The 25,865-nt window shown below is 69.0% G+C and carries 17 protein-coding genes; 6 read left to right on the top strand and 11 right to left on the bottom strand.

Translation table 11 applies throughout. The features are described from left to right. The first annotated feature begins 14 nt into the window (after positions 1–14). Complete coding sequence (locus tag GON01_RS07635) at positions 15–1,961, top strand: autotransporter assembly complex protein TamA (protein WP_332308477.1); 1,947 nt, start codon at positions 15–17, stop codon at positions 1,959–1,961. Next, entirely contained in the window at positions 1,962–6,116 is a 4,155-nt protein-coding gene (locus GON01_RS07640; protein ID WP_157026786.1) for a translocation/assembly module TamB domain-containing protein, read from the top strand. It begins immediately after the preceding gene. A gap of 137 nt (positions 6,117–6,253) precedes the next feature. Here the strand turns inward: GON01_RS07640 and GON01_RS07645 are convergent, their stop codons facing one another. The 4 genes from GON01_RS07645 to GON01_RS07660 form a co-directional block, all read right to left on the bottom strand. Beyond that, the gene (locus GON01_RS07645; RefSeq protein ID WP_157026787.1) at positions 6,254–7,078 is read right to left on the bottom strand and encodes an ATP-grasp domain-containing protein; all 825 of its coding nucleotides are present in this window, start codon (positions 7,076–7,078) and stop codon (positions 6,254–6,256) included. A gap of 10 nt (positions 7,079–7,088) precedes the next feature. Beyond that, positions 7,089–8,513, bottom strand: coding sequence for an aldehyde dehydrogenase family protein (locus GON01_RS07650; RefSeq protein WP_157026788.1), 1,425 nt, complete (start codon positions 8,511–8,513; stop codon positions 7,089–7,091). 220 nt (positions 8,514–8,733) lie between these two features. Then, entirely contained in the window at positions 8,734–9,663 is a 930-nt protein-coding gene (locus GON01_RS07655; protein WP_157026789.1) for an MBL fold metallo-hydrolase, read from the bottom strand. Positions 9,664–9,752: 89 nt separating this feature from the next. Further along, positions 9,753–12,176 (bottom strand): ribonuclease R family protein, encoded by a 2,424-nt coding sequence (locus tag GON01_RS07660; protein ID WP_232328728.1) that lies wholly within the window; start codon positions 12,174–12,176, stop codon positions 9,753–9,755. A gap of 82 nt (positions 12,177–12,258) precedes the next feature. Here GON01_RS07660 and glpD point away from each other — a divergent pair, with 82 nt between their 5' ends. The 4 genes from glpD (at position 12,259) to GON01_RS16925 (ending at position 16,265) form a co-directional block, all read left to right on the top strand. Next, the gene (glpD, locus tag GON01_RS07670; protein WP_157026790.1) at positions 12,259–13,701 is read left to right on the top strand and encodes a glycerol-3-phosphate dehydrogenase; all 1,443 of its coding nucleotides are present in this window, start codon (positions 12,259–12,261) and stop codon (positions 13,699–13,701) included. A 10-nt stretch (positions 13,702–13,711) separates the two neighbouring features. Next, positions 13,712–15,250, top strand: a complete 1,539-nt coding sequence (gene proS, locus GON01_RS07675) for a proline--tRNA ligase (RefSeq protein ID WP_157026791.1) — start codon at positions 13,712–13,714, stop codon at positions 15,248–15,250. Between the two features lie 6 nt (positions 15,251–15,256). After that, a complete protein-coding gene (locus GON01_RS07680) occupies positions 15,257–15,832 on the top strand; it encodes a DUF488 domain-containing protein (protein WP_181600111.1) in 576 nt (191 codons plus the stop codon). A 130-nt stretch (positions 15,833–15,962) separates the two neighbouring features. Continuing rightward, on the top strand, positions 15,963–16,265 hold the full coding sequence (locus tag GON01_RS16925) for a GIY-YIG nuclease family protein (RefSeq protein WP_309503602.1): 303 nt from the start codon (positions 15,963–15,965) through the stop codon (positions 16,263–16,265). Positions 16,266–16,316: 51 nt separating this feature from the next. Here the strand turns inward: GON01_RS16925 and GON01_RS07690 are convergent, their stop codons facing one another. The 7 genes from GON01_RS07690 to GON01_RS07720 form a co-directional block, all read right to left on the bottom strand. Further along, entirely contained in the window at positions 16,317–17,759 is a 1,443-nt protein-coding gene (locus GON01_RS07690; protein WP_157026793.1) for an efflux transporter outer membrane subunit, read from the bottom strand. After that, entirely contained in the window at positions 17,756–20,944 is a 3,189-nt protein-coding gene (locus GON01_RS07695; protein ID WP_157026794.1) for an efflux RND transporter permease subunit, read from the bottom strand. Before GON01_RS07695 ends, GON01_RS07690 begins: the two co-directional genes overlap by 4 nt. A 128-nt stretch (positions 20,945–21,072) precedes the next feature. After that, a complete protein-coding gene (locus GON01_RS07700) occupies positions 21,073–22,272 on the bottom strand; it encodes an efflux RND transporter periplasmic adaptor subunit (RefSeq protein WP_157026795.1) in 1,200 nt (399 codons plus the stop codon). 111 nt (positions 22,273–22,383) lie between these two features. Beyond that, positions 22,384–22,830 carry a MaoC family dehydratase gene (locus GON01_RS07705; protein ID WP_157026796.1) on the bottom strand — a complete coding sequence of 149 codons (447 nt, stop codon included), beginning with the start codon at positions 22,828–22,830 and terminating at the stop codon, positions 22,384–22,386. Positions 22,831–22,900: 70 nt separating this feature from the next. Next, on the bottom strand, positions 22,901–24,145 hold the full coding sequence (locus GON01_RS07710) for an alkaline phosphatase family protein (protein WP_408640908.1): 1,245 nt from the start codon (positions 24,143–24,145) through the stop codon (positions 22,901–22,903). 100 nt (positions 24,146–24,245) lie between these two features. Continuing rightward, entirely contained in the window at positions 24,246–25,346 is a 1,101-nt protein-coding gene (gene ychF / locus GON01_RS07715; protein WP_157026798.1) for a redox-regulated ATPase YchF, read from the bottom strand. Positions 25,347–25,361: 15 nt separating this feature from the next. Beyond that, positions 25,362–25,853, bottom strand: coding sequence for a hypothetical protein (locus GON01_RS07720; protein WP_198159808.1), 492 nt, complete (start codon positions 25,851–25,853; stop codon positions 25,362–25,364). Positions 25,854–25,865 lie beyond the last annotated feature (12 nt).

Genomic DNA, 25,865 nt, shown 5'->3' on the forward strand with positions numbered 1-25,865 from the left:
ATAAGCCACGCGCCATGATGTGCTGCTCGTCGCGGCGCCCCGGCGCGGCGTTGGCCGTGGCCGCGTTCCTGGCTGCGGCGACCGGTCCCGTTTCTCCGCTTTTCGCGCAGGCCGAGCCCGTGCTCGACCCGAACTCGCCGCTCGACCCGTTGCCGGGGCTCGGCGTCGACTGGCCTGACCTGGCGCCGCAGCCGGGCGAGCCGCCGCCGTCCGCGCAGGCGGCGACGACCGAGGCCGGCGCGGACCTGGACTATGACGTGCGGCTGGAAGGGCTCGATCCGGAGGAGACGGAGCTGGTCACAGCCCAATTCGACTCCCTGTCGGCGCTGAAGGCCGGCGAGAAGCAGGACGCCAACGTCGCCCAGATCGACCGCCGCGCCCGCGAGGATGCCGACCTGCTTGCCGAATTGCTGCAGGCGCGCGGCTATTATGACGCCGAGGTCGAGCCGCGCGTGACGCCGGAAGCGGGGCGCGTGGTCGTCACTCTCGCCGCCCAGCCGGGCGAGCTCTACCGCTTCGCCAGGGTCGAGGTGCGCGGGCTGGAGGGCGCGCCCGACCAGGCCGAGGCCTTGCGCCAGGCGTTCGGGATCAAGCCACAGGATCCGGTCGACGCGGCCGCGGTCAACGCCGGCACCGCGGCGCTGCGGCAGCGGATCGGGCAAGGGGGCTTTCCGTTCGCCAAGGTTCCCGACCCCGAGGTGATCGTCGATCATGAAAGCAAGCTCGCGACCCTGGTGCTGAACGTGGAACCGGGCGGAGCGCAGCGCTATGGCAGGATCGTCGTGCCGCCGGGTTCGCTGTTCAGCGCGAAGCACGTCCAGCGGATCGCCCGGTTCAAGCCGGGCCAGCCCTACGAAGCCAGCGACATGGACGACCTCCGCCGCGCCTTGATAGCGACCGGCCTGGCGTCGGTCGTGACGGTGACGCCGCAGCCGGGGGCGACGCCGGATACGGTTGACGTGGCAGTCAGGGTCGAGCCGGCGCCGCCGCGCACGATCGCCGGCGAGCTCGGCTACGGGACCGGCGAAGGCGCGCGGGCGGCGATCAGCTGGCAACACCGCAACCTGTTCCCGCCCGAAGGCGCGCTGACGCTCCGCGCCGTCGCCGGCACGCGCGAACAGTCCGCCGCCGCCAGCTTCCGCCGCAGCAACTATCACAAGCGCGACCATGTGCTGACCGCCGACGTCGCGCTCAGCCATCTCGACCAGCCCGGCTATGAAGCGCGTACCTTCCTGCTCGGCGCCGGGATCGAGCGGCAGTCGAACATCATCTTCCAGAAGAAGTGGACCTGGAGCGCCGGCGTCCAGCTGCTCGCCTCGAACGAGCGCGGCGCGATCAACTCGCTGACCAGCACCGCCCGCCGAACCTACCTGATCGGGGCCTTGCCTGGCACGCTCGCCTATGACGGCAGCGACAGCCTGCTCGACCCGACCCGCGGCTTCCGGCTGTCGGGGCGTTTCAGCCCCGAGGTGTCGCTGCAGAACACCGTCTTCGGCTATGCCCGGATGCAGATCGACGGCAGCGCGTATCAGCGGGTCAGCGACCGCGTGGTGCTGGCCGGCCGCATCCGTCTCGGCTCGATCGCCGGCGCGTCGGCCGACCGCATCGCGCCGTCGCGGCGCTTCTTCGCCGGCGGCGGCGGATCGGTGCGCGGCTATGGCTATCAGGCGATCGGCCCGCGCGACGCAGACAACAATCCGACCGGGGGGCGCAGCCTGGCCGAGTTCGGGGCGGAGGCGCGCATCCGTTTCGGCAATTTCGGAATCGTGCCTTTCCTTGACGGCGGCAACATCTATCGCGCCGCGCTGCCGGACTTCAGCGGCCTGCGCTATGGCGCCGGACTGGGCGTGCGCTATCATTCGAGCTTCGGCCCGATCCGGGTCGATGTCGGCACGCCGATCAACCCGCAAAAGGGCGATTCGCGCATCACCGTATTCGTCTCGCTGGGCCAGGCGTTCTGAATGGACGAGGGGGCGCCCGCACCGGTGACGAAGCGGCGCCGCCGCTGGCGTCTTGCCTTGCTGCCGGTCGCGCTGCTGCTGGCCGTGCTCGCCGGGCTTTGGGGTCTCGACACCAGCGCCGGCCACCGCTTCATCATCGACCGGATCGAGCGGCTGCAGATCAAATCGGGGCTGCGCATCCGCATCGGGCGGATCGAGGGATCGATCTACGGCAGCGCGCGGCTGAAGGACGTGCGCTTCTACGATCCGCAGGGCCTGTTCCTGTCGGCGCCCGACGTGCGGCTGCGCTGGACGCCGTGGCGCTGGACGGTCAACCGGCTCGACATCGAAGCGCTGACCGCCGCGACCGCGACCCTGCACAAGGTCCCGCAGTTCCGCCGGACCGGCAAGCCGTTCACACTGCCGAGCTTCGACATCCGGCTGGGCCGCCTCGCGATCGACCGGCTGCGGATCGTCAAGGGCGTCGCCGGGCCGGAGCGGGTCGGCGCGCTGGCTTTCGCCGTCGACGTGCGCAGCGGCCGCGCGATGGTGCGCGGCGGTGCCTGGACCAGTGCCGGCGACCGGCTGAAGCTGCTGCTCGATGCCGAGCCGAAGCGGCGCAAGTTCGACCTTGGCGCGCAACTCGCCGCGCCCGCGGGCGGCGTGATCGGCAAGCTGATCGGCACCGGGCGGCCGCTCGCGCTCGTCATCGGCGGCAAGGGCAATTGGAGCGTTTGGAACGGCACCGCCCGCCTCGACGCCAGCGGCACGCGGATCGTCGACACGGCCTTGCAGGTCCGCGAGGGCGAATACCGGCTGAGCGGCGGGCTTTCGCTGGAGAGCGTGACCAAGGGCCGGGTGCAGCGCCTGTCCGGCAAGCGCATCGCGATCGACGGGCGCGGGGTGCTGGAACGCGGCGTGCTGACCGGCCGGCTGAAGCTCCGCTCCGATGCGCTGGCCGTGCAGGCGGATGGCGGCCTCGATCTCCGGCGCGGGCAATATGACGCGCTGATGGTACGGGCCGCGCTGCTGCAACCGCCGGCGCTGTTCAGGAACATGCGCGGGCGCGATGTGCGGCTCCACGCGTTGTTCGACGGACCCTATGGCCGCGCCAGGTTCCGATACGAGATCACCAGCCCGGTGGTGTTCTTCGACAACACCGGGTTCGAACAGGCGCGGATCGTCGGCGCCGGACGGCTGTCGCCGTCGCCGGTGACGGTGCCGATCCGCTTCACCGCGCGGCGCGTGACCGGTGTCGGCGATGTGGCGGGAGGCATTCTCGCCAACCTTCAGGTCGACGGGCTGCTGAAGGTGACGGGCAAGGCGATCACCGGCGACAATCTCCGCGTCCGCTCGGACAAGCTGACCAGCACCGCGTCGCTGTTCGTCGACCTGCGCACCGGCGACTATGACGTGCGGCTCGCCGGCGAGCTCAGGCGCTACTACATTCCCGGGCTGGGCATCGTCGACGTGAAGACGACGCTGTCGGTGGTGCCCGGCGCCAACCGGCTCGGCACGCATGTCACCGGACGCGCCCAGGCCTGGGTGCGCCGCTTCGACAACGGCTTTCTCGCCGGCCTGGCGGGCGGGCTGCCTTATCTCGAAGCCGGGCTGGCTCGCGACCGCGACGGCATCGTCCACTTCACCAACCTCAGGATCACCGCGCCGAGCCTGGTGCTTGCCGGCAACGGCTATCGGCGGCGCGACGGCAGCTTCCATTTCGAGGGCGGCGGGCGGCAGGCGACCTATGGCCCGCTCCGGCTGATGCTGGACGGCCGGATCGAGCGGCCTACGCTCGATATCCTGCTGCCGCGACCCCTCGATGCGCTCGGCATCGCAGACATGCGGCTGCTGCTCGACCCCAACCCGAGCGGATTCGCCTATCGCGCCGGGGGAGGCTCGGTCCTCGGCCGGTGGGCCAGCGCCGGCGCGATCCTGCTGCCGAAGGGCGAGGCCGCGCAGATCGACGTCGGCACGCTTGGCGTTGCAGGGCTGACCGCGACCGGCGTGCTGACGTCGCACGGCCGCGGCTTCGACGGGCGCTTGCGCGTCACCGGCCCCGGCCTCACCGGCATGCTGGGCTTCGATCGCCCCGGCGACATGCAGCGCATTTCGCTGAGCTTCGACGCGACCAACGCCCGGATCGCGACCGAGCCCGATATCCGGGTGGTGCGCGGCGGCCTGGACGGCGAAGTCGTGCTTGATCCGCGCGGGCTGGTGACGCGGGGGACGATCACCGCGCGTGGGCTGCGGCGCGGCCCGCTGGCGCTCGCCCGCCTGGCGGCAAGCATCGACCTGCGGGATGGGCGCGGGCAGGTGAAGGCTGCGTTCGCCGGGTCGCGCGGACGCGCGTTCGACCTGCAGACCGCGATGCAGGTGGCGCCGGACCGGCTGACCGTGACCGGCGGCGGCACCATCGACCGCAAGCCGGTGCACATCGACAGCCCGGCGGTGCTGACTGCCGAAGCCGGCGGCTGGCGGCTGGCGCCGACCGCGCTCAGCTACGGCGGCGGCCAGCTGAAGCTTGCCGGCCTGTTCGGCGATGCCGCTACCGAAGTGGACGCGTCGCTGGCGGCGGTGCCGATGACCGTCTTCGACATCGTCGCGCCCAATCTCGGCCTGGGCGGCACCGCCACCGGGCGCATCCGCTACCGTGAAGGGGCAGGCACGCTGCCGTCCGGCTCGATCGACCTGACCGTGCGGCAGCTAACCCGGTCGAGCCTGGTGCTGACCTCCAAGCCGATCGACCTCGGCCTGAAGGCGGTGCTGAGCGGCAACCAGGCGGCAGCGCGGGCGGTGGCGGCGAGCGGCGGCCAGATCATCGGACGCGCGCAGGCGCGGCTGGCGCCGCTGCCGCCCGAGGGCGATCTCGCGACGCGCCTGTCCAATGCGCCGCTGTTCGCACAGCTTCGCTATGCCGGGCCGGCCGATACCTTGTGGCGCCTGACCGGCATCCAACAATTCGACCTCTCCGGCCCCGTCGCCATCGCTGCCGACGTCGGGGGCCGGCTGCCCGATCCGGTGATCCGCGGGTCGATCAAGGCGACCGGCGCTCGGCTGGAAAGCGCGACCTCCGGCACCGTGCTCACCAACCTCGATGCGACCGGCCGGTTCGGCGGATCGCGGCTGGCGATCGACCGGATGACGGCCACGGCCGGGCAGGGCGGCTCCGTCACCGGCTCGGGCACATTCGACTTCGGCGCGGCGCGCGGCGTCGGCATGGACCTGACCGTCAACGCGCACGAGGCGGTGCTGCTGAACCGCGACGATATCGGCGCCACCGTCACCGGGCCGCTCAGGATCACGTCCAGCGGCTATGGCGGGCTGATCGCGGGCGAGGTGACGCTGGACCGCAGCCGCTACCGGCTGGGCCGCGCGCGCGCCGAGACCACAGTGTCGCGCCTCGCCAGGCTGAGCGAGCTGAACCGGCCGGCCGACGAGGTGGAGCCGCCCGCTCCACCGGCGCCATGGCGGCTCGACCTGAAGGCGACTGCGCGCAACCGGCTGATGGTGACCGGCCTGGGCCTCGACAGCGAATGGCGCGCCGGGCTTGCGATCACCGGCACGGTCGGCGAGCCGGTGCTGGTCGGCACCGCGACGATGCTGCGCGGCGGCTATGAGTTCGCCGGCCGACGCTTCGACCTGGAGCGCGGCACGATCCGCTTCAACGGCGCCAACCCGCCCGACCCGGTGCTCGACATCGCCGCCAACGCGAACATCCAGGGCCTGTCCGCGACGATCCGCGTCACCGGGACCGGGCTGAAGCCGGATGTCGCCTTCACCAGCAACCCGGCGCTGCCCGAGGACGAGCTGTTGTCGCGGCTGCTGTTCGGCACCTCGATCACCAACCTGTCCGCGCCCGAGGCGGTGCAGCTCGCGTCCGCAGTCGCGGCGCTGCAGAGCGGCGGCGGGCTCGACCCGATCAACGCGCTGCGCAAGGCAGTCGGGCTCGACCGGCTGCGGATCATCGCCGCCGACCCGACGATCGGGCAGGGCACCGCGATCGCGGCCGGCAAGTACATCACCCGCCGCGCGTTCGTGGAGCTGATCACCGACGGCCAGGGCTATTCGGCGACCCGCGTCGAGTTCCAGATCACGCGCTGGCTGTCGGTGCTCTCCACTATCTCCACGATCGGCCGGCAGAGCGCCAACGTGCGGGTGTCCAAGGACTATTGAACCAGCCCGCCGGGTCCCTATCTCGCCCTAAGCATTTCGAGATCGTCGGCGGCCTGGTTCTGCGCGGGAGGTCCTCTCCTGCAGCGGCCGGGAGCTGACGGGCGGCGCGGCTCCCCTCCCTTGCCGCGCCGCCAAACCTACAGGCTGGTGGCCATCGCCTGGGCCAGCCGGTGCAGCACCCGTTCCCCATAGGCGTAATAGAGGTCGGGCTCGATCGCCTCGAACTCGGCGACGGCGAGGCGGCCGTCGAGGCGGCGCAGCAGGTCGATGCGCGCATAGAGCGGCTCGGCCGGCGTTGCCGCCAGCGCGGCTTCGACGACGGCGCGCGCTTCCGCATCGGGCCGCCAGCGCCGGTTGGTGCCGCCGAACTGCGGCTGGACGCGGAACTCGCCCGCGGCGGCGGTCTTGCGGATCGCGTGGCTCAGGACGCCCCCGATGTGGAAGATCGCATATTCGCCCTCGGTCTGCACTGCCGGCAGGAAGGGCTGGATCATCGGTTCGGCCAGTGGCGGCAGCGTGTCGCCGCGCTTCAGCCGCAGGATGCCGTCGCTGCTGGCCGAGACCTGCGGCTTCGCGACCAGCTCATCGACGCCGAACAGGTCGAACGCGGCTTCGATGGCGGCCGGATCGCCGTCGAACCGCGTCGGCACCGTCGGCACGCCGGCGGCTTCCAGCTCAGCCAGATAGGTCTTGCGCGTGTTCCAGCGCATCAGCGGCGGCGGGTTGAACAGAGGCAGGCCGGGCGGCCAGCCCTCCAGAAGCGCCAGCCAGCGCTCGACATCAAGGTGGTAGCCCCAGGCGAACAGCGCCAGCGCGGGGCTATCGCCGGCCTCGGTCCAGGCCCGCGGGCGGAGCGCCAGCCCGGCCCGCGCGAAGGCTTCGACATAGGCACCGACCTGTTCCGCCGCCAGCGCCGCATGGGCGTCGCCGGGCGACGGCATCAGCAGGTCGATCGGCCACACCCCTGGCGCGTCAGGCGGGTTCGCCGACGACCGACTTCACTTCCATGAAGTCGGTAAGGCCCCATTTGCCGTATTCGCGGCCGTTGCCCGACTGCTTGTAGCCGCCGAACGGCGCGCCGGGATCGGGCGACCAGCTGTTGATCGTGACCAGCCCCGCGCGCATCCGCCGCGCGACCTTGCCTGCTTTCGCCGGATCGCCGGAGATGGTCGCCGACAGGCCATAGGCGGTGTCGTTCGCGATGCGCACGGCCTCGTCCTCATTGCCGTAGCTGATGATCGTGGCGACGGGCCCGAACGTCTCTTCCTTCGCGATCCGCATCTCGGGCGTGACGTCGCGGAACAGGGTCGGGCGGATGTAATAGCCGCGATTGACGCCTTCCGGCAGGCCGGTGCCGCCGGTGACGAGCGTCGCGCCCTCGTCGATCGCGCTCTGGATCAGGCCCTGGATCTTCTCCCACTGCGCCTTGTTGACGACCGGGCCGATATGCGCCCCTTCGGTCAGCGGATCGCCGACCGGCGTCGCCTCCATCATGTTCTTGATGAAGGCGGTGGCGTCATCGACCTGGCTCTGGTGGACGAGCACGCGGGTCGGCGCGATGCAGCTCTGCCCGGTGTTGGCGAGCACGCCCATCACCGTCGGCGGCAGCACCGCGTTCAGGTCGGACCCTTCGAGCACCAGGTTCGGCGCCTTGCCGCCCAACTCCTGATGGACGCGCTTGACGGTCGGCGCGGCGGCGGCGGCGATCGCGATGCCCGCCCGGGTCGAGCCGGTGAAGCTGACCATATCCACGTCCGGGTGCGACGACAGCGCCGCACCGACAGTCGGGCCGTCACCCTGCACCAGGTTGAACACGCCCGCGGGCACGCCCGCCGCGTCCATCACCTCGGCGAGGATCGCGGCGCAGGCCGGCGTCTCCTCCGACGGCTTCAGCACCATCGTGTTGCCGGCGGCGAGCGCGGGCGCGACCTTCGCGGCGATCTGGTTGACCGGCCAGTTCCACGGCGTGATCATCGCGACCACGCCGATCGGCTCATGCAGCACCTTGGTGGTGCCGACCACTTCCTCGAACCTGAACTCGCGCAGGGCACGAAGCGTGTAGGCGAAATGGCCGAGGCCGGCCGGCGCCTGCGCGCCCATCGCCAGGCCCATCGGCGCGCCCATCTCGATCGAGATGGCGCGGGCGATATCCGGGATGCGCTTCTTGTATTCGGCGATGATCCGTTCCAGCAGCGCCGCGCGTTCCTCGACGCTGGTCTGGCTGAAGCTCTCGAACGCGCGCCGCGCCGCCTTGACCGCCTTGTCCGCGTCGGCCGCCGAACCGAGCGTGATCTCGGTGCACGGCTCCTCAGTGGCGGGGTTGATGACGAGGTGGCGCTTGCCGCCCTCGCTGTCGACCCACTGACCGTCGATATAATGCTTCAGATAGCTCATCATGGCTGCGCTCTCCCGACTCCGGTTCGCGACCAGATTGCGTTTTCAAACGCAACTGGCAAGCGCGGAAGGTTAGGAAGGTTCGGCATGCGGAAAAAATCCGCTCGATCTATGCGGCGCCGGTGATCGACCCGGTCGATCAAAGGCTGGGCAGCGAGGGCAAAGCGACTCGGCATGACGCGAGGCTAGGCCAGCAGGCCGCGTGTAGGACAGGAATTTCTCGTCAGCCCGGACCGCCGGGACAGTAGCGCGCTTTCTCGTCCGGCGCGGCGCGGAGACGCGTGTCGATATAATAGCCGATCATACCGGGGACGCGGTCTTTGTCCGCGGCCGGGATGAATGGGGCGGCATCCTTCATCCAGCCTTCGATGCAGGCCTGGCGCCCGACGCTGCCCGCGGCGCAGTCGAGCAGCGCATCGAAGGCTTTGCGCCAGCTGTCGAAGTCGGCGCGGCTCATGACCGCGCCGTGACCGGGGACCAGCGCCTTGAACGGCGCGGCGGCGATGTGGCCGAGCGCGGTGCGCCAGCCTTCGGGGCAGGCCGTGTCCATGAACGGGGCGAGGCCGACGACCAGATCGCCCGCGATCGCGAGCCGCGCCTGCGGGTCGTACAGCCAGACATCGCCGGCGGTCGCGGCATAGCGCTCCAGATGCACGTCCAGCCGGCGGCCGGCGATCGTCATCGTGCCCGTCCGCGCGACGACGCGGCTCGGGCGAAGATCGGCGAGATCGTCCATCGCCGCCATGTCGCGGCGGATCTCGGCGACCTGCTCGGGTTTGGCCTTGCCCGACGCGATGAATTGCTCGGCGCCCGCCCGGCTGCGCGGGAAGAAGCCCGTCAGCGCCCCGTCGACGGCGTTGCTGGCGTAGATCGGGATACCGGGAAAGGCGGCGCGCAGCGCGGCATTGCCGCCGGTGTGATCGAGGTGCCAGTGGGTGTTGACGATCGCCGCGACCGGCTTGCCGCGCGCGCGGGCGGCGGCGAGGATCGCATCCTGATGCGCCTGGTGGCGGCCGGTATCGACGACGACCAGCCCGTCGGGCGCGTCGAGCAGGACCGTGTTGCCGTCGGGCCCGCGGCCGCGTTCGAAGCTGCCGGGGATCAGCTGCCAGTCCGGCGCGGCGGCGGCGAGGAGCAGGGCAAGGGCGAGCATGGGTTCAGCCTAATCGCTCGACCGGCGGGGCCAAGCACATTGGTCGACACATCCAGGCGCTTGGTAGAACGGACCCTAGGTCGGGGTCGCTAACGCCGCCGGCCCTGGTGCCGGATATTGGCCGGCCGCCCGCGACGCTTGCCCGGGCGTTCGCGGTCGCGGCGGTTGGGTGCGGCACGCGGGCTGCCGCCTTCGGGCAGCTCGAAGCGGAGCGCGCCGGTGACCGGATTGGCTTCGGCAAGGCGCAGCTTCAGCCGCTGGCCCGGCGCGAACATTGTCTCGCTGTCCTCGCCGGTCAGCGTCTGGCTGGCCTCGTTGTAGCGGAAATATTCAGTGCCGAGCGTCGAGACCGGCACCAGCCCGTCGCCGCCCAGCCCTTCGACGGTCGCGAAGAAGCCAAACGGCTGGACGCCGGTGATCCGCGTCTCCAGCACCTCGCCCACGCGTTCGGACAGATAGGCGGCGACGTAGCGGTCGATCGTCTCGCGCTCCGCCTCCATCGCGCGGCGCTCCAGCTGGCTGATCGATTCGCCGATCAGCTCCATCGCCTCGCTTTCGGCCGCGGTCAGCGCGGTCTTGTCGACATCGGGGCCGAGGCCATAGGCGCCGACCAGCGAGCGGTGAACGATCAGGTCGGCATAGCGGCGGATCGGGCTCGTGAAATGCGCGTAGCTGCCGAGCGAGAGGCCGAAATGGCCCTTATTGTCGGGCGAATAATAGGCCTGGGTCTGGCTGCGCAGGATCTGCTCCATTACCTGCGGGCGGAAGTCCGCGTCGCCGATCCGTTCGATGATCCGGTTGAAGGTGCCGGGCTTGATCACCTGGCCGAGCGCGAATTCGAGGTCGAAGGTCTTCAGATAATCCTTCAGCGCAACCAGCTTCTCGCGGCTGGGCGGCTCGTGATCACGGTACATGACCGGAGCCTTCCTCGCCTCCAGCGCCTTGGACGCGGCGACGTTGGCGGCGATCATGTAATCCTCGATCAGCTTGTGCGCATCGAGCCGCTCGCGCGGGGCGACGGAGAGGATGCGGCCGGTCTCGTCGAGCACCACGCGGCGCTCGGGCAGGTCGAGCTCCAGCGGCTCGCGCTGTTCGCGGGCCTTGTACAGCGCGCGCCAGCAATCCCAGAGGGGAAGGAGGGCGGTTTTTGCGAGATCATGGTCCACCGTGTTCCGGCGCAGGCCGGAGCCTTGACCAGCGCTCCGGCCTTCGCCGGAGCACAGGGAATCAATCGCTGCCTGCGCATCCTCATAGGCGATGTTTGCCGCGATCCGGACCACCGCGCGGCTGAAGCGCCAGCTCTTCAGCTTGCCATCCTTGCCGACCTGCATGTGGCAGGCGAGGGCGGCGCGATCGACGCCTTCCTTCAGCGAGCAGATGTCGGCCGACAGCGTTTCCGGCAGCATCGGCACGACGCGGTCGGGGAAATAGACGCTGTTGCCGCGGCGTCGCGCCTCGCGGTCGAGCTGCGAGCCGGGGCGGACGTAATAGCTGACGTCGGCAATCGCGACGATCGCGTTCCAGCCGTCGTTGGTGGCCTCGGCCCAGACCGCGTCGTCATGGTCGCGCGCGTCGACCGGATCGATCGCGACGATGGGGAGGTGGCGGAGGTCTTCCCTCACTCCTGCCCGAGCTTGCTCGGGGAGGGGGACCGCCGAAGGCGGTGGAGGGGCCTGGAGCGGAGCGGAGGGTTGCCGTCCTCGCTTCGCTGCGGCCCCTCCACCATGCTTCGCATGGTCCCCCTCCCCAAGCGGAGCTTGGGGAGGATTGATCGGCCCCAGCTCCAGCTTCGCGACGCGCTCGGCCTCGGCCAGCACTTCTTCCTTGAAGACGTGCGGGATGCCGTGGCGGTGGATCGCGATCAGCGAGAAGCTGCGCGGCTCGAACGGGTCGCCGAGCCGTTCGACCACGCGGGCGGAGAGGCGGGGCGGCCGGCCGGTCTTTTCGGCGAGCACCAGGTCGCCGGCCTCGGCCTCGCCGCGGTCCGAAACCGGGAAGTCGCGGCGCTCGCGCTTTTCCACGCCCTGCAGGAACCAGCGCTCCCCTTCCTGGTGGAGCACGCCCAGCATCAGCTCCTCGCCGCGGGCGAGCTTCTTCATCGGGTGGGCGATCCAGCCTTTGCCGGCCTCCTCGGTACGGGCGAGGATGCGGTCGCCGGGGCCGAGCGCCGATTGTTTCTTGCGCTCGCGAATGCGGAGCTTCGGCGCGGCGGTGTCAGCTTCCCAGCGCTCCGGCACGGCCCAGGCCTGGCCGTCCTCGTCGACGTCGACGACGCGCAGCACGGTGACCTTGGGGATGCCGCCCATCTTGTGGAAGGCGCGGCCGGGGGCGCTGTCGATCAGCCCTTCGTCGGCCATGTCCTTCAACAGCGCCTTCAGCGCGATCTTGTCGGCGCCGTGCAGGCCGAAGGCACGCGCGATCTCGCGCTTGCCGGCGGGGGTGTCGGACGTGGTGATGAAGTCCAGGATCTGCTCGCGGGTGGGAAGGCCTGCGGGTCGTTTCGGCTTGGGCATGGTTGCGCTCTGGCCTTCTCTCCCGTTCGTGTCGAGCGAAGTCGAGACACGCGTTTCTCGACTTCGCTCGAAACGAACGGCTATGGGGCGAAACGTGTCCAGCTACGACCTCCTGATCATCGGCGGCGGCATCAACGGGGCGGCGATCGCGCGCGAGGCGGCGCTGAACGGGCTGAAGGTGTTGCTGGTCGAGAAGGACGACCTGGCCTCGGCGACGTCGTCGGCTTCCACCAAGCTGATCCATGGCGGGCTGCGCTACCTCGAATATAACGAGTTCAAGCTGGTTCGCGAGGCGCTGATCGAGCGCGAGCGGCTGCTGAAGGCGGCGCCGCACCTGATCTATCCGCTGGAGTTCGTGCTGCCCCACGAACATGCGGTGCGGCCCAAATGGATGATCTGGGCGGGGCTGTTCCTGTACGACCATCTGGGCGGGCGGATGTCGCTGCCGAAGTCGCGCGGGATCAAGGGCGGGCCGTATCTGGCGCCGCTGAAGACCGCGACGAGCGGCTTCGTCTATTCGGACGCCTGGGTCGACGATGCGCGGCTGGTGGTGCTGAACGCGCGCGACGCCGCCGACAATGGCGCGGCGATCCGGACGCGGACGGAGCTGTTGTCCGCCCGGCGCGAGGGCGATGTGTGGCGCGCAGTGCTGAGCGACGGAGAGGTCACGGCGCGCGCGTTGGTCAACGCGGCCGGACCATGGGTGTCCGATGTCGCGGCGCGGCTGGGCGTTCACAGCAAGGCCGGCGCGCGGCTGATCCGGGGCAGCCACCTGATCGTGCCGAAACTGTTCGAAGGGGAGCACGCCTATATCCTGCAGCAACCGGACCGGCGGATCGTGTTCGCGATTCCCTATCATGGGCATACTTTGGTCGGGACGACCGACGTGCCGGTGGAAGGGCCCGGCGAGGCGCGGATCAGCGAGGCCGAGACCGATTATCTGCTGGCGGCGGTCAACCGCTATTTCATGACGCAGACCGAGCGGGGCGACATCATCGCCACTTATGCCGGCATCCGGTCGCTCTACGACGACGGCGCCAGCGAGGCGCGGCAGGTGACGCGCGATTACGTGCTGGAACTGGACGCGGAGGGACCGCCCTTGCTGTCGGTCTTCGGCGGCAAGATCACGACCGCGCGGCACTTGGGGCAGGTCGCGGTCGGGAAGCTCGCCGGGGCGATGGGGTTCGAAGCCACGCCGGTGACGGCGGCGCGCATCTTTCCCGGCGGCGAGATCGACCGGTTCGACGATTTCCTGGGCCGAGTCCGCGCGCGCTGGCCGTTTCTGGGCGACGCGCGGAGCTTGCGCATGGCCCGCGCCTATGGATCAATGCTGGAAGCGATGATCGGCGACCGCACGGAGCTGGGCGAGGAATTCGGCGCCGGCTTGTCCGCCTGCGAGGTTGATTGGCTGATCGAGCGGGAATGGGCGCGGACGGTGGAGGACCTAGTCTGGCGGCGCACCAAGCTGGGGCTGACCGGCAAAGTCGACGAGTCCCGGTTGCAAGCCTATCTCGACCGCCGCTAGGGGCGGGGGCATGACCGCAAACAAGCACGCCCTTTCCGTCACGCGCACCGAGGACTTCGCCGCCTGGTACCAGGCCGTCATCGCCGAAGCCGACATGGCCGAGGAGTCGGGCGTGCGCGGGTGCATGGTGATCCGGCCGTGGGGATACGGCATCTGGGAGCGGATGCAGCGGCTGCTCGATGACGCGATCAAGGCGACGGGCCACGAGAATTGCTATTTCCCGCTGTTCATCCCCCTCTCGTACTTCGAGAAGGAAGCCGAGCATGTGGAGGGCTTCGCCAAGGAGATGGCGGTCGTCACCCATCACCGGCTGAAGTCCGAGGGCGGCAAGCTGGTCGTCGACCCGGAGGCGAAGCTGGAAGAGCCGCTGGTGGTGCGCCCGACCTCCGAGACGGTGATCGGCGCCGCTTTCTCCCGCTGGGTGCAGAGCTGGCGCGACCTGCCGGTGCTGATCAACCAATGGGCGAACGTGGTGCGCTGGGAAATGCGCACCCGCATGTTCCTGCGCACCGCCGAGTTCCTGTGGCAGGAAGGCCATACTGCCCACGCGAGCGAAGCGGAGGCGCGCGAGCACACGCTGCGCATGCTCGAAGTCTATCGCCGCTTCGCCGAGGACTGCGTCGCGATGCCGGTGATCGCGGGCGAGAAGCCGGAGAATGAACGCTTCCCGGGCGCCGTCGCCACCTACTCGATCGAGGCGATGATGCAGGACGGCAAAGCCTTGCAGGCCGGCACCTCGCATTTCCTGGGCACGACCTTTGCCGAAGCGCAGAATATCCGCTTCCAGAACAAGGAAGGCGAGCTGGAGCTGGCGCAGACGACCAGCTGGGGCGTCTCAACCCGGATGATCGGCGGGCTGATCATGACGCACGGCGACGATGACGGGCTGCGCGTGCCGCCGCGCGTCGCGCCCTGGCAGGTGGTGATCGTGCCGATGTTGCGCGACACCGACGAGGACGCCGCGGTGCTCGACTATTGCCGCGCGCTGGCCGCCGAGCTGCAGGGCCAGAGCGCGCTGGGCGAACCGGTGCGGGCGCTGCTCGACGCGCGGCCGGCCAAGGCGGCGAACAAGCGCTGGGCCTGGGTGAAGAAAGGCGCGCCGATCATCGTCGAGGTCGGCCCGCGCGACATGGCCGGGGGCAATGTCAGCGTGATCCGCCGCGACCGGCTGTACCAGGACAATGGCAAGCTCGCCTCCACGATCCAGCCGCGGGCGGAGTTCGTTGCAGCCGTGGGCACGCTGCTGGCCGAGATCCAGTCCGGCCTGTTCACCGAGGCAAAGGCGCGGCTGGACGCGAACATCAGGCGCGGCGTCACCGAGTTTGCGGAGCTGGAGCGCTTCTTCGAGACCGGCGGGCAATTCCCCGGCTGGGTCGAGGTCGAATGGTCGCGGCCGACCGGCGCTGAGCTGGAAGCGGTCGACCAGCGGCTGAAGGCACTGAAGCTGACGCTCCGCAACGTGCCGCAGGATGCGGCGCCGGCGACCGGCACCTGCGTCTTCATCGGCAGGCCGGCGGTCGAGCGGGTGCTGGTCGGCCGGAGCTATTAGGGTGACGTGAGCAGCGGCGATCCTCCTCCCGAACAGGCGCAGTGGCCGGACGGCGCGATCTTCACGGTCGGCCACTCGACCTTGCCGATCGCCGACTTCGCCGCGCTGCTGAAGACCTATGGCATCGCGCGGCTGGCCGACATCCGCACCGTGCCGCGATCGCGCCACAACCCGCAGTTCAACGCTGATGCCTTGTCGGACAGCCTTGCCGGGGAAGGCATCGTCTATGTCGCGATGCCGGCGCTGGGCGGGCTCAGGCACCCGCACCGGGATTCGCCCAACGCGGGTTGGCGGAACAAGAGCTTCCGCGGCTATGCCGATTACATGCAGACCGACGCGTTCCGCGACGCGGTCGACGCGCTGATCCGGATGGGGCGGGAGAAGCGCACCGCGATCATGTGCGCCGAGGCAGTGCCGTGGCGCTGCCACCGCTCGCTGGTCGCCGACGCGCTGGACGTGCGCGGCGTGCCGGTGGTCGAGATCCTGTCCCCCACCAGCTGGCGCATGCACGGCCTGACGCGGTTCGCGCATGTCGAGGGGGTGGAGATCACCTATCCGCCGGAGCAGCCGCGGTTGCTGTAGAAGGAGGGGAGGTCCCGGCTCGAGGCCGGGTGACGGTGGTGTGCGACACCCAAGTCGTCATCCCGGGCTTGACCCGGGACCTACCTTCTTCTTCCTTGCGGATGTGGAACGAACGCCGGCAGTCTACATCGTGACGAACACGTTGCACGGGACGCTGTATACCGGCGTCACCTCAAATTTGCCGGGTCGCATCTATCAGCATCGGAACGGAAGCTTTCGCGGCTTTACGGCCGAGCATGGCTGCAAGCGCCTCGTGTGGTTCGAGGTTCACCATTCGATGGAAGAAGCCATCGTTCGCGAAAAGCGCATCAAGCGGTGGTTACGCGATTGGAAGTACGCGCTGATCGAGGCGGAGAACCCAAGTTGGCGCGACCTGGCGGAAGATTTCGGGTTCGAACCTTTGCTGCGAACGCCTGGCGCAGAAAAAAGGTAGGTCCCGGGTCAAGCCCGGGATGACGAGTGAGATGCGCGCAAAGATTCCGTTCTACTGGCCAAGCGGCAGCGGGCCGTTTGGGGTGGCGTCCAGCTGGGAGTCGCCGCCCAATGTGCGGTAGAGCTGGACCAGGTTCTGGAGCTTGACGAGGCGCGTCGAGGCGAGGGTGCGTTCGGCGCTGTAATAGCTGCGCTGGGCGATCAGCGTGTCGAGGAACGGATCGATGCCGCCGCGGAAGCGGGCTTCGCTCAAGCGGTAATTGTCCTCTGCGGCGGCGAAGAAGGCGGTCTGCGCGCGCAGCTGCTCGTCGATCGTGCCGCGGCGGGCGAGCGCGTCGGCGACTTCGCGGAAGGCGGTCTGGATCGCGCTTTCATATTGCGCGACCGCGGCGTCGCGTTGCGCCTGGGTCAGGCGCACATTGGCCCGGGCCGCGCCGCCCTGGAAGATCGAATAGCTCGCCTGCGGGCTGACCGACCAGTTGAAATTGCCTCCCGAGAACAGGCTCGACAGCGCGGTGCTGGCGAAGCCGAGCACGGCGGTGAGGCTGATGCGCGGGAACAGCTCGGCGCGGGCGGCGCCGATCTCGGCATTGGCGGCGCGCAGCTGGTATTCGGCCTGCACCACGTCCGGGCGGCGAAGCAACACGGTCGAATCTAGGCCGGCGGGAAGCTCGGCGACGCTGCCGGTGACTTCGGCAAGCGAGGCGGGGAGCAGGGCGGGATCGACCGGCGCGCCGACCAGCAGCTGCAGCAGGTTCACGTCCTGGGCGAGGTCGGTGCGCGCCTGCGCGACATCGGCGCGCGCCTGTTCCAGCGTCTGCTCGGCCTGGCGCAGGTCGGTGCGCGGGGCGATGCCGCCGTTCAGGCGGGCGCGGGTCAGTTCGACCGAGCGCTGCGCCGAGGCGACGGTGCGCTCGCCGATCGCGAGCAGGTCCTTGTCGGCGGCATAGGTGAACCAGGCATTGGCGATGTCGCCGACCAGCGTCAGCCGCGTCGCGCGTGCGCCCGCCTCGGTCGCGAAATAGCGGTTCTGCGCGGCTTCGGAGAGCCCGCGGATGCGGCCGAACAGGTCGAGCTCGAACGCAGTGATGCCGCCCTGGACGCTGAACGTGGTGCGGCGGCCGGAGGCGGCGTTGCCGATCCCGCTGCCGGCGCCGCTGCCGCGATCGGCCTCGGTATAGGTGGCGTTGGCGCCGACCTCCGGCAGGATGTTCGCGCGCTGGATGCGGTATTGCTCACGCGCGGCGGCGATGTTGGCGGCGGCGAGGCGGAGGTCGCGGTTGTTGGCGAGCGCGTCTTCGATGATCCGCTGCAGCCGCGCATCGCGGAAAATGTCGCGATAGGTGACGGCGGGCAGCCCCGCCTCGGACTGGCGCAGATAGGCGTCGCCGACCGGCCAGGATTGCGGCACCGGCGGCGCCGGGCGCTGGTAAGGCGGCACCATCGAGCAGGCCGACAGGCTCGCCATGAGCGCCAGGGTGAGCGTGCGCTTCATTCCGCCGCCTCCGGAGCGGGATGCCGGCGTTCGCGCCACCAGCCGAGCGCGTCGCGGGTGCCGCGGCGGACCAGCACGAAGAACAGCGGGATATAGAAGAGCGCGAGGATCGTCGCGGTCAGCATGCCCCCGATCACCGAAGTGCCGATCGCGACCCGGCTCTTGGCGCCGGCGCCGGTCGAGATGGCGAGCGGCAGCACGCCGAAGATGAAGGCGAGGCTGGTCATCAGGATCGGGCGAAGCCGGATGCGCGCCGCCTCCAGCGCGGAGTCGATGACGCGCTTGCCGGCCTTTTCGGCGGCCTCTGCGAACTCGATCATCAGGATCGCGTTCTTGGACGCGAGCCCCATCGTAGTCAGCAGCCCGATCTGGAGATAGACGTCGTTCTCAAGGCCGCGCAGCGTGACCGCGAACACGGCACCGACCAGGCCCAGCGGCACGATCAGCAGCACCGCGATCGGGATCGACCAGCTTTCGTACAGCGCGGCGAGGCAGAGGAACACGACCAGCAGCGACAGGCCGTAGAGCAGCGGCGCCTGGCCGGTCGACAGCCGCTCCTGGTAGGACAGGCCGGACCAGGCAACCGACACGCCGGGCAGCTGCGCCGCGAGTTCGGCAATCCGATCCATCGCTTCGCCCGAGCTCGTGCCCGGGCCCGCCTGGCCCTGGATCTCATAGGCCGGCACGCCGCCGAAGCGGGCGAGCGAAACCGGGCCGGTCTGCCACGAGGTCGAGGCGAAGGAGGAGAAAGGCGCCATCTCGCCCGTCTTGCCGCGCACGAACCATTGGTTGAGGTCGTCCGGCGCCGAGCGGAACGGCGCGTCGCCCTGCACATAGACGCGCTTGACGCGGCCGCGATCGACGAAATCGTTGACGTAGCGGCCGCCCCAGGCGGTCGACAGCGTGGAGTTCACGTCGGTCTGGCTGAGGCCCAGCACGGCAAGCTTCTGCTGGTCGATATCGACATGCAGGTTGGGCGTGTCGGGAAGCTCGCTGGGGCGGACCCCGATCAGCCTGGGATCGTTCTCAGCCATCTGCAGCAGGCGGTCGCGTGTCGCCTGGAACTCCTCGCGGCTGAGGCCGCCGGTGTTCTGCAACTGCAGCGTGAAGCCGTTCGACTGGCCGAGACCGCGGATCGCGCCGGGCACCAGCGCGAACACCTGCGCGTCGCGCAGGCCGCCGAACGCCCGGCTCATCCGCTCGGTGATCGCGTCGGCGCTGTTTTCCCTGCCGGGCCGCTGGTCCCAGTCTTTCAGGTTCAGGAAAGCGTTGCCCGCATTCTGACCCGACGGGCCGCCGCCACCGCCGCCCGCGACCGTGAACAACACGTTGATATTCCTCGATTCCGGCCCGCGCAGCAGATAATCCTCGACCCGCTTCTGCACTTCCTGGGTGCGCGACAGCGTCGCGCCCGGCGGCAGGCGGATCTGGGCGCTGGCGAAGCCCTGGTCCTCGGTCGGCAGGAAGCTGGTCGGCAGCCGGAAGAACAGCAGGACGAGCAGCGCGACCGTGACCGCGTAGATGGCGAGGAAGATCAGCTTGCGGTCGATCACGTGCTGGACGGCGATGGTGTAGCGATCGACGGTGCGGGCAAAGCCGGTGTTGAAGCGTTCGCGCGCACGCTCGGTAGCCGCCGCCAGGCGTGGGAAGCGGGTCGAGCGGACCTCGCCGTCATGCTTGCGGCGCTTCAGCAGCGTCGCGGTCAGCGCCGGGCTCAGCACCAGAGCGACGACCACCGACAGCACCATCGCCGAGACAATCGTCAGAGAGAATTGCCGGTAGATGACGCCGGTCGAGCCGCCGAAGAACGCCATCGGCAGGAACACGGCGGACAGCACCATCGCGATCGCGACCAGCGCCGTCGAAATCTCGCTCATCGACTGGATGGTCGCTTCGCGCGGCGTCATCTCGGGATTCTCGTCGAGCAGGCGTTCGACATTCTCGACCACGACGATCGCGTCGTCGACCAGCAGGCCGATCGAGAGCACCAGGCCGAACAGCGTCAGCGTGTTGATCGAAAAGCCCGCGATCGCGAACACGCCGAACGTGCCGAGCAGCACCACCGGCACCGCGATCGCCGGGATCAGCGTCGCCCGCCAGCTCTGCAGGAACACGAACATGACGATGACGACCAGCAGGATCGCCTCGAACAGCGTCTTCACGACCTCGTCGATCGACAGCTTGATGAAGGCGGTCGAATCGTTCGGATAGGCATAGGCGAAGCCGGGCGGGAAATTCTTCGACTGCTTCGCGACTTCTGCCTTCACCAGCTCCGCAGTGGTCAGCGCGTCGGCGCCGGGCGCGAGCGACACCGCGAAACCGGCGCCGGGGTGCCCGTTGACGCGGATGATCGCGTTGTAGTTTTCGGAGCCGAGCTCGACCCGGGCGACGTCGCCCAGGTGGACGGTGGCGCCGTCGGGCTGCGTCTTCAGGATGATGTTGCGGAACTGCTCCGGCGTCTGGAGGCGCGACTGCGACGTCACGGTCGCGTTCAGCATCTGCGTGGGCGGCATCGGCTGGCCGCCGATCTCGCCGGCCGTGATCTCGGTGTTCTGCGCCTGGACGGCGGCGACCACGTCGCTGGGCATCAGCTGGAAGGCGGCGAGCTTGGCCGGGTTTAGCCAGATGCGCATCGCATATTGCGACCCGAACACGTTGGTGTCGCCGACGCCCGGCAGCCGGCTGACCGGGTCCTGCAGGTTGGACGACAGCCAGTCCGACACGTCGCGGTTGGTCTGGCGGTCGGTGGTGTCGTACACCGCCACGATCATCAGGAAATCGGGGTTCGACTTGCTGACCCGCAACCCCTGCTGCTGCACCTGCTGCGGCAGGCGTGGCAGCGCTTCCTGCACCCGGTTCTGGACCTGGACCTGCGCGGTGTCGGGATCGGTCCCCTTCTCGAAGGTCAGGCTGATGCCGACCGAGCCACGCGACGACGAGGTCGAGGTGAAATAGAGCAGGCCGTCGATGCCGGAGAGCTGCTGCTCGATGATCTGGGTGACGCTGTTCTCGACCGTCTGGGCGTTGGCGCCGGGATAATTCGCGCGGATGTTCACCTGCGGCGGGGCGATGTCCGGATATTGCTCGATCGGCAGCGAGAACAGGCTGCCCAGCCCGACCAGCATGATCAGGATGGCGATCACCCAGGCGAAGATCGGGCGGTCGATGAAGATGCGGGAGATCATGCGCGGGGCTCGCGCACGCGCGCCGTCACCCCGGACTTGATCCGGGGCCTGCCTGCCTTCGAAAACCGAAGGAAGAAGGTGGGTCCCGGCTCAAGGCCGGGATGACGAAGGGGAGCGGCGGGCAAGGCTCAGCCCCGCCGTCCGCGGCCGCCGCCCTGCATCGGCCGGTTTGGGTCGATCTTCTGCGGCGTGGTTGCCGGGACGGCGCGGACGGGCTGGTTCGCGCGCACCTTGTTCAAGCCCTGGGTGATGATCTTGTCGCCCGGCCGCAGCCCTTCGGTCACGACCCAGTAGGGGCCTTGAGTCCGATCGGCCTTGACCGTCTTCGCGACGGCGTGGCTGTTCGGGCCCACCACCATCACCGTCGCATTGCCCTGAGGATCGCGGCTGACCGCCTGCTGCGGCACCAGGAAAGCTCCGGTCTGGATCGCCTGGGCGAACACCGCGCGCACGAACATGCCGGGCAGCAGCACACCCTTTGGATTGGGGAAGCTTGCGCGCAGCGTCACCGTGCCGGTGTTCGGATCGACGACGACTTCGGCGAACTCGATCGTGCCGGCCAGCTCATAGTCGCTGCCGTCCTCCAGCTTCAGATGGACCGCGGCCTTGGCCGGCAGCACGTCGCCCTGGGCCAGCGAGCGGCGCAGCGCGAGCAGCTGCGACGTCGATTGCTGGATGTCGACATAGATCGGGTCGAGCTGCTGGATCGTCGCCAGCGGATCGGCCTGGTTCGCCGTCACCAGCGCGCCGACCGTGACCGCGGACCGCCCGATGCGGCCGCTGATCGGCGCCGGCACGCGGGTGAAATTCAGGTTGATCTTCGCGGTCTGGAGCGCCGCCTGCTGCTGCTCGACGGCGGCCGCGGTCTGCCGGGCCTGGGCGGCGGCGTTGGTATATTCCTGCTGGCTGACCGCCTGCATCTGCGCGAGCGGCTTGTAGCGGTTGGCGAGCGTGCGCGCGGCCTCGGCATTGGCTTTGGCGGCGGCGACGTTCGCCTCGGCCTGGGCGGCGCTGGCGCGGTAGAGGCTGGGATCGATCTGGTAGAGCGTCTGCCCGGCGCGGACGTAGCTGCCTTCGGTGAACAGGCGCTTCTGGATCACGCCGGAGACCTGCGGCCGCACTTCGGAAACCGCGTGCGGCACGGTGCGGCCGGCAAGCTCGCTGGTCAGCGCGACCTGGGTCGGCTGCACGACGACATAGCCGACTTCGGGCGTTCCGCCTTCGCCGCGACCGCCGCGGCCTCCCTTCGTGTCCGAGGAATTGCCGCCGCAGCCCGCGAGCAGCGCGACGGCGATGAGAAGGGAGAGCGGCGCTGCGCCTTTGTTCATTTGTTCTGCAGTCCGCAACGAGTCGACACGGGCGACCCGGTTAACGAATCCGCGCGATAAGTCGATACCGGTGGGTATCACCGGCTGACATTCGTCGATCCCTGCTGACGTTCAGCCCGGCCGGCGGCGGATCAGCCCGATCGAGGTCAGCGTCATCACCGGCTCGTCATGCTGGTTGAAGACAGTGGTGCGGCCCCGGTACGATCCCATGTCGGGCCGGCTTTTCGACGGCGTCTTGTCCAGGACCTCGCTTTCGGCGCGCAGCGTGTCGCCCGGATAGACGGGCCTCAGCCAGCGCAGCTCGTCGATGCCGGGCGAGCCGAGCCCCGCCTGCTGCTCGGTCCGCATATGCTCGACCAGCATCCGCATCAGCATCGCGCAGGTGTGCCAGCCGGAGGCGGAGAGGCGGCCGAAATAAGTCTGGGCCGCCGCCTCGTCGGAGAGGTGGAACGGCTGCGGGTCGTATTTCGAGGCGAACTCGATCACTTCCTCGCGCGTGACCTCGTAGCGGCCGAAGCTGGACCGCGCGCCGACCTCGATGTCTTCCCAGTAACGCATCAGCGACCCCTTATCGTCACCCCGCGCGGTGTGGGAAGAAGGCCGGTCCCGGGTCAAGCCCGGATGACGATCAGGGGCGTTTCAGCGTCCGCGAGAAGGTGGCGATCGTCCCGTCGCCGGGATTGGCCTTCACGCCGGCGATCCGCGCGATCAGCGGATAGACGTCGACATTGTCGAAGGCCGCCACGCGCTGGCCGGCGCGGAAGGCCGGGCCGCTGGCGATGAACAGCGCGGCCATTTCGCGCGCGCGCGGATCATAGCCATGGGCGCCGCCGGTGCGCGGGCGCTCGGCGGTCGTCTTGCGGATCGTCCAGCCGCTATCGGCCAGGCACTGGTAGGGCGGGACGCGCGGATTGGCGCCGTAATGCAGCGCCGCCGGGAGGTCCGCCTTCTTCATGCAGCGGACATGATCGTGCGGCTTGAAAAGGGCGGCCTCGAGCGCGGCCTCGCGCCCCGGCACCGCGAACAGCGATGCGTAGGGGCCGGTCTCCAGCACCCGGTAGTCGGCCGGATTCGCGAGCTGGTCCATCGGGATCGAGCGGTCGGCGCTGATCGGCGCCATGCCGTGGTCGGCGACGATCACCAGATTCGCGGGCTGGCCGAGCGCGGCGAGCCCGGCGCGCAGCCTGCCGATCGCCGCATCGACGTCGCGCACCGCCTCGGTCGTGCGCGGATCGTCCGGGCCATATTCATGGCCGGCGGCGTCGACCTCGTCGAAATACAGCGTGACCAGCTTCGGCCGGATCGCGGCCGGGCGGCGCAGCCAGTCGAGCACCGCGTTCACCCGCTGCTCGTCGGTCACATAGCCGCTGAACTGCTGCCAGTCGGCGGGGCGCACGCCGCCTTCGAACGGCGTATGAAAGCGATTGGCCTTGTGCCCGCCCCAGGTGACGTTGGAGCCGGGCCAGAACATCGTGGCGGTGCGGATGCCCTGCTTCTCGGCGCTCACCCAGATCGGCTCCGCCTCGTTCCACCAGAACGGGTCCTCGCTCGCCATGGTGAAGATCTCGCCGGGCCGGCGCGGGTCTTCCATCATGTTGCCGACGATGCCGTTGCGGTCGGGGCGCCTGCCGGTGACGAGCGTCCAGTGGTTCGGAAAGGTCAGCGAAGGGTAGGACGGCCGCATCGGCCCGGTGACGCCGGCCTTCGCCAGCGCCGACAGCGTGGGGCTGGCGCCGCGATCCAGATAATCGGCGCGGAACCCGTCGATCGAGATCAGGATCGTGACGGGCGGCCGCACCGGCGCGCGCTTCGCCTTCGCCGGCGCGGCGGACGGGAGGAGCAAGGCGAGGAGGGCCGCGACCAATATCGTCACCCCGGCCTTGAGCCGGGGCCTGCCTTCTTGTCGGTTGCGTGGAAGGGAGAAGGTGGGTCCCGGATCAAGTCCGGGATGACGATCGCTTTGCATGCGGCCGCTACACATTGAACCGGAACAGCATGACGTCGCCGTCCTGAACCACATAGTCCTTGCCTTCCTGACGGAGTTTGCCGGCCTCGCGGGCGCCCGCCTCGCCGCCGTACTTCACATAATCATCGAACGCGATGGTCTCGGCGCGGATGAAGCCGCGTTCGAAATCGGTGTGGATCTCTCCGGCGGCCTGCGGCGCCTTGGCGCCCTTGTGCACGGTCCAGGCGCGCGCTTCCTTGGGGCCGGCGGTGAAGAAAGTGATCAGGTGCAGCAGCGCGTAGCCGGCGCGGATCACGCGGGCGAGGCCGGTTTCGGCAAGGCCCAGATCGGCAAGGAACGCCTGCCGCTCCTCGGGATCGAGCGTCGCGATCTCCGCCTCGATCGCGGCGGAGACGACGACCGCCTCCGCCCCTTCGGCCTTGGCCTTCTCGAACACGCGGGCGGACAATGCGTTGCCCTCGGCTGCGTCGCCTTCGTCGACGTTGCAGACATACAGAACGGGCTTCGAGGTCAGCAATTGCGCCTGCTCGAAATGGCGGCGTTCCTCGTCATCCTTGGGCTGGGTGAGGCGGGCGGGCTTGCCTTCCCGCAGCAGCTCCAGTGCCTGGCCGAGCACGGAAGCGGCGATCTTCGATTCCTTGTCGCCGGTCTGACCGCGCTTGACGAGGTTCGGGACGCGCTTCTCAAGGCTCTCCAGGTCGGCGAGCATCAACTCGGTCTCGACTGTTTCGGCATCCGCGATCGGATCGACCTTGCCCTCGACATGGGTCACGTCGCCGCCTTCGAAGCAGCGCAGCACGTGCACGATCGCGTCCACCTCGCGGATGTTGGCGAGGAACTGGTTGCCGAGGCCCTCGCCCTTCGACGCGCCGCGCACCAGCCCGGCGATGTCGACGAACGCCAGCTGCGTCTCGATCTTCTTCGCGGAGCCGGCGACCTGCTGCAGCTTGTCGAGCCGCGGATCGGGGACGGCGACCTGGCCGACATTCGGCTCGATCGTGCAGAACGGATAATTAGCCGCCTGCGCCGCCGCCGTCTCGGTCAGCGCATTGAAAAGAGTGGACTTGCCGACATTCGGCAAGCCGACGATACCGCAACGAAAGCCCAACGTGATACTCCGAAATTACAGGCAAGGGTTCAGAACGGGTGGACGCGGAACAGCAAGCATCTTCGCCGTGCGCTCGCGGATTTCCCGTGCGCCTTCTCGATGCAACAGCTGATACATGTTTTCGCCGTCCCCGACGCAGATGGCTTCTCGCTTTGCCATCTCGATCCTCTGCCGGGCCGCTGCCTCGATCTCCGCTTGTGATGTCGAACTGTTTGCGGCGATGAATGCATGGATATCGCGAAGAGCGTCGCCAAGTGCCGCGTCGATATCCTTGTCATCCGGATGACACTTTTCGCCGATGGCTTTCATTTCCAGGTTGATCATCCAGCTACACAGCACCGCGCCATTCTCAGCATCTTCCCGAAAGAATTTTGGGTCGGTCTGAGCATTCGGAGGGCCGCGCCCAGCCGCTTCGGTCGCGCCAAAGATGGGAGCCGCGAGAAGGCTGAGACCCATGGCTATTCCGCTGGCGAGGACAAATAATGCGGACTTTTGATGGCCAGGCATAAGCATGAAAGC

Origin of the sequence: Sphingomonas horti, assembly GCF_009753715.1 — a bacterium.
GTDB lineage: Bacteria > Pseudomonadota > Alphaproteobacteria > Sphingomonadales > Sphingomonadaceae > Sphingomonas_B > Sphingomonas_B horti.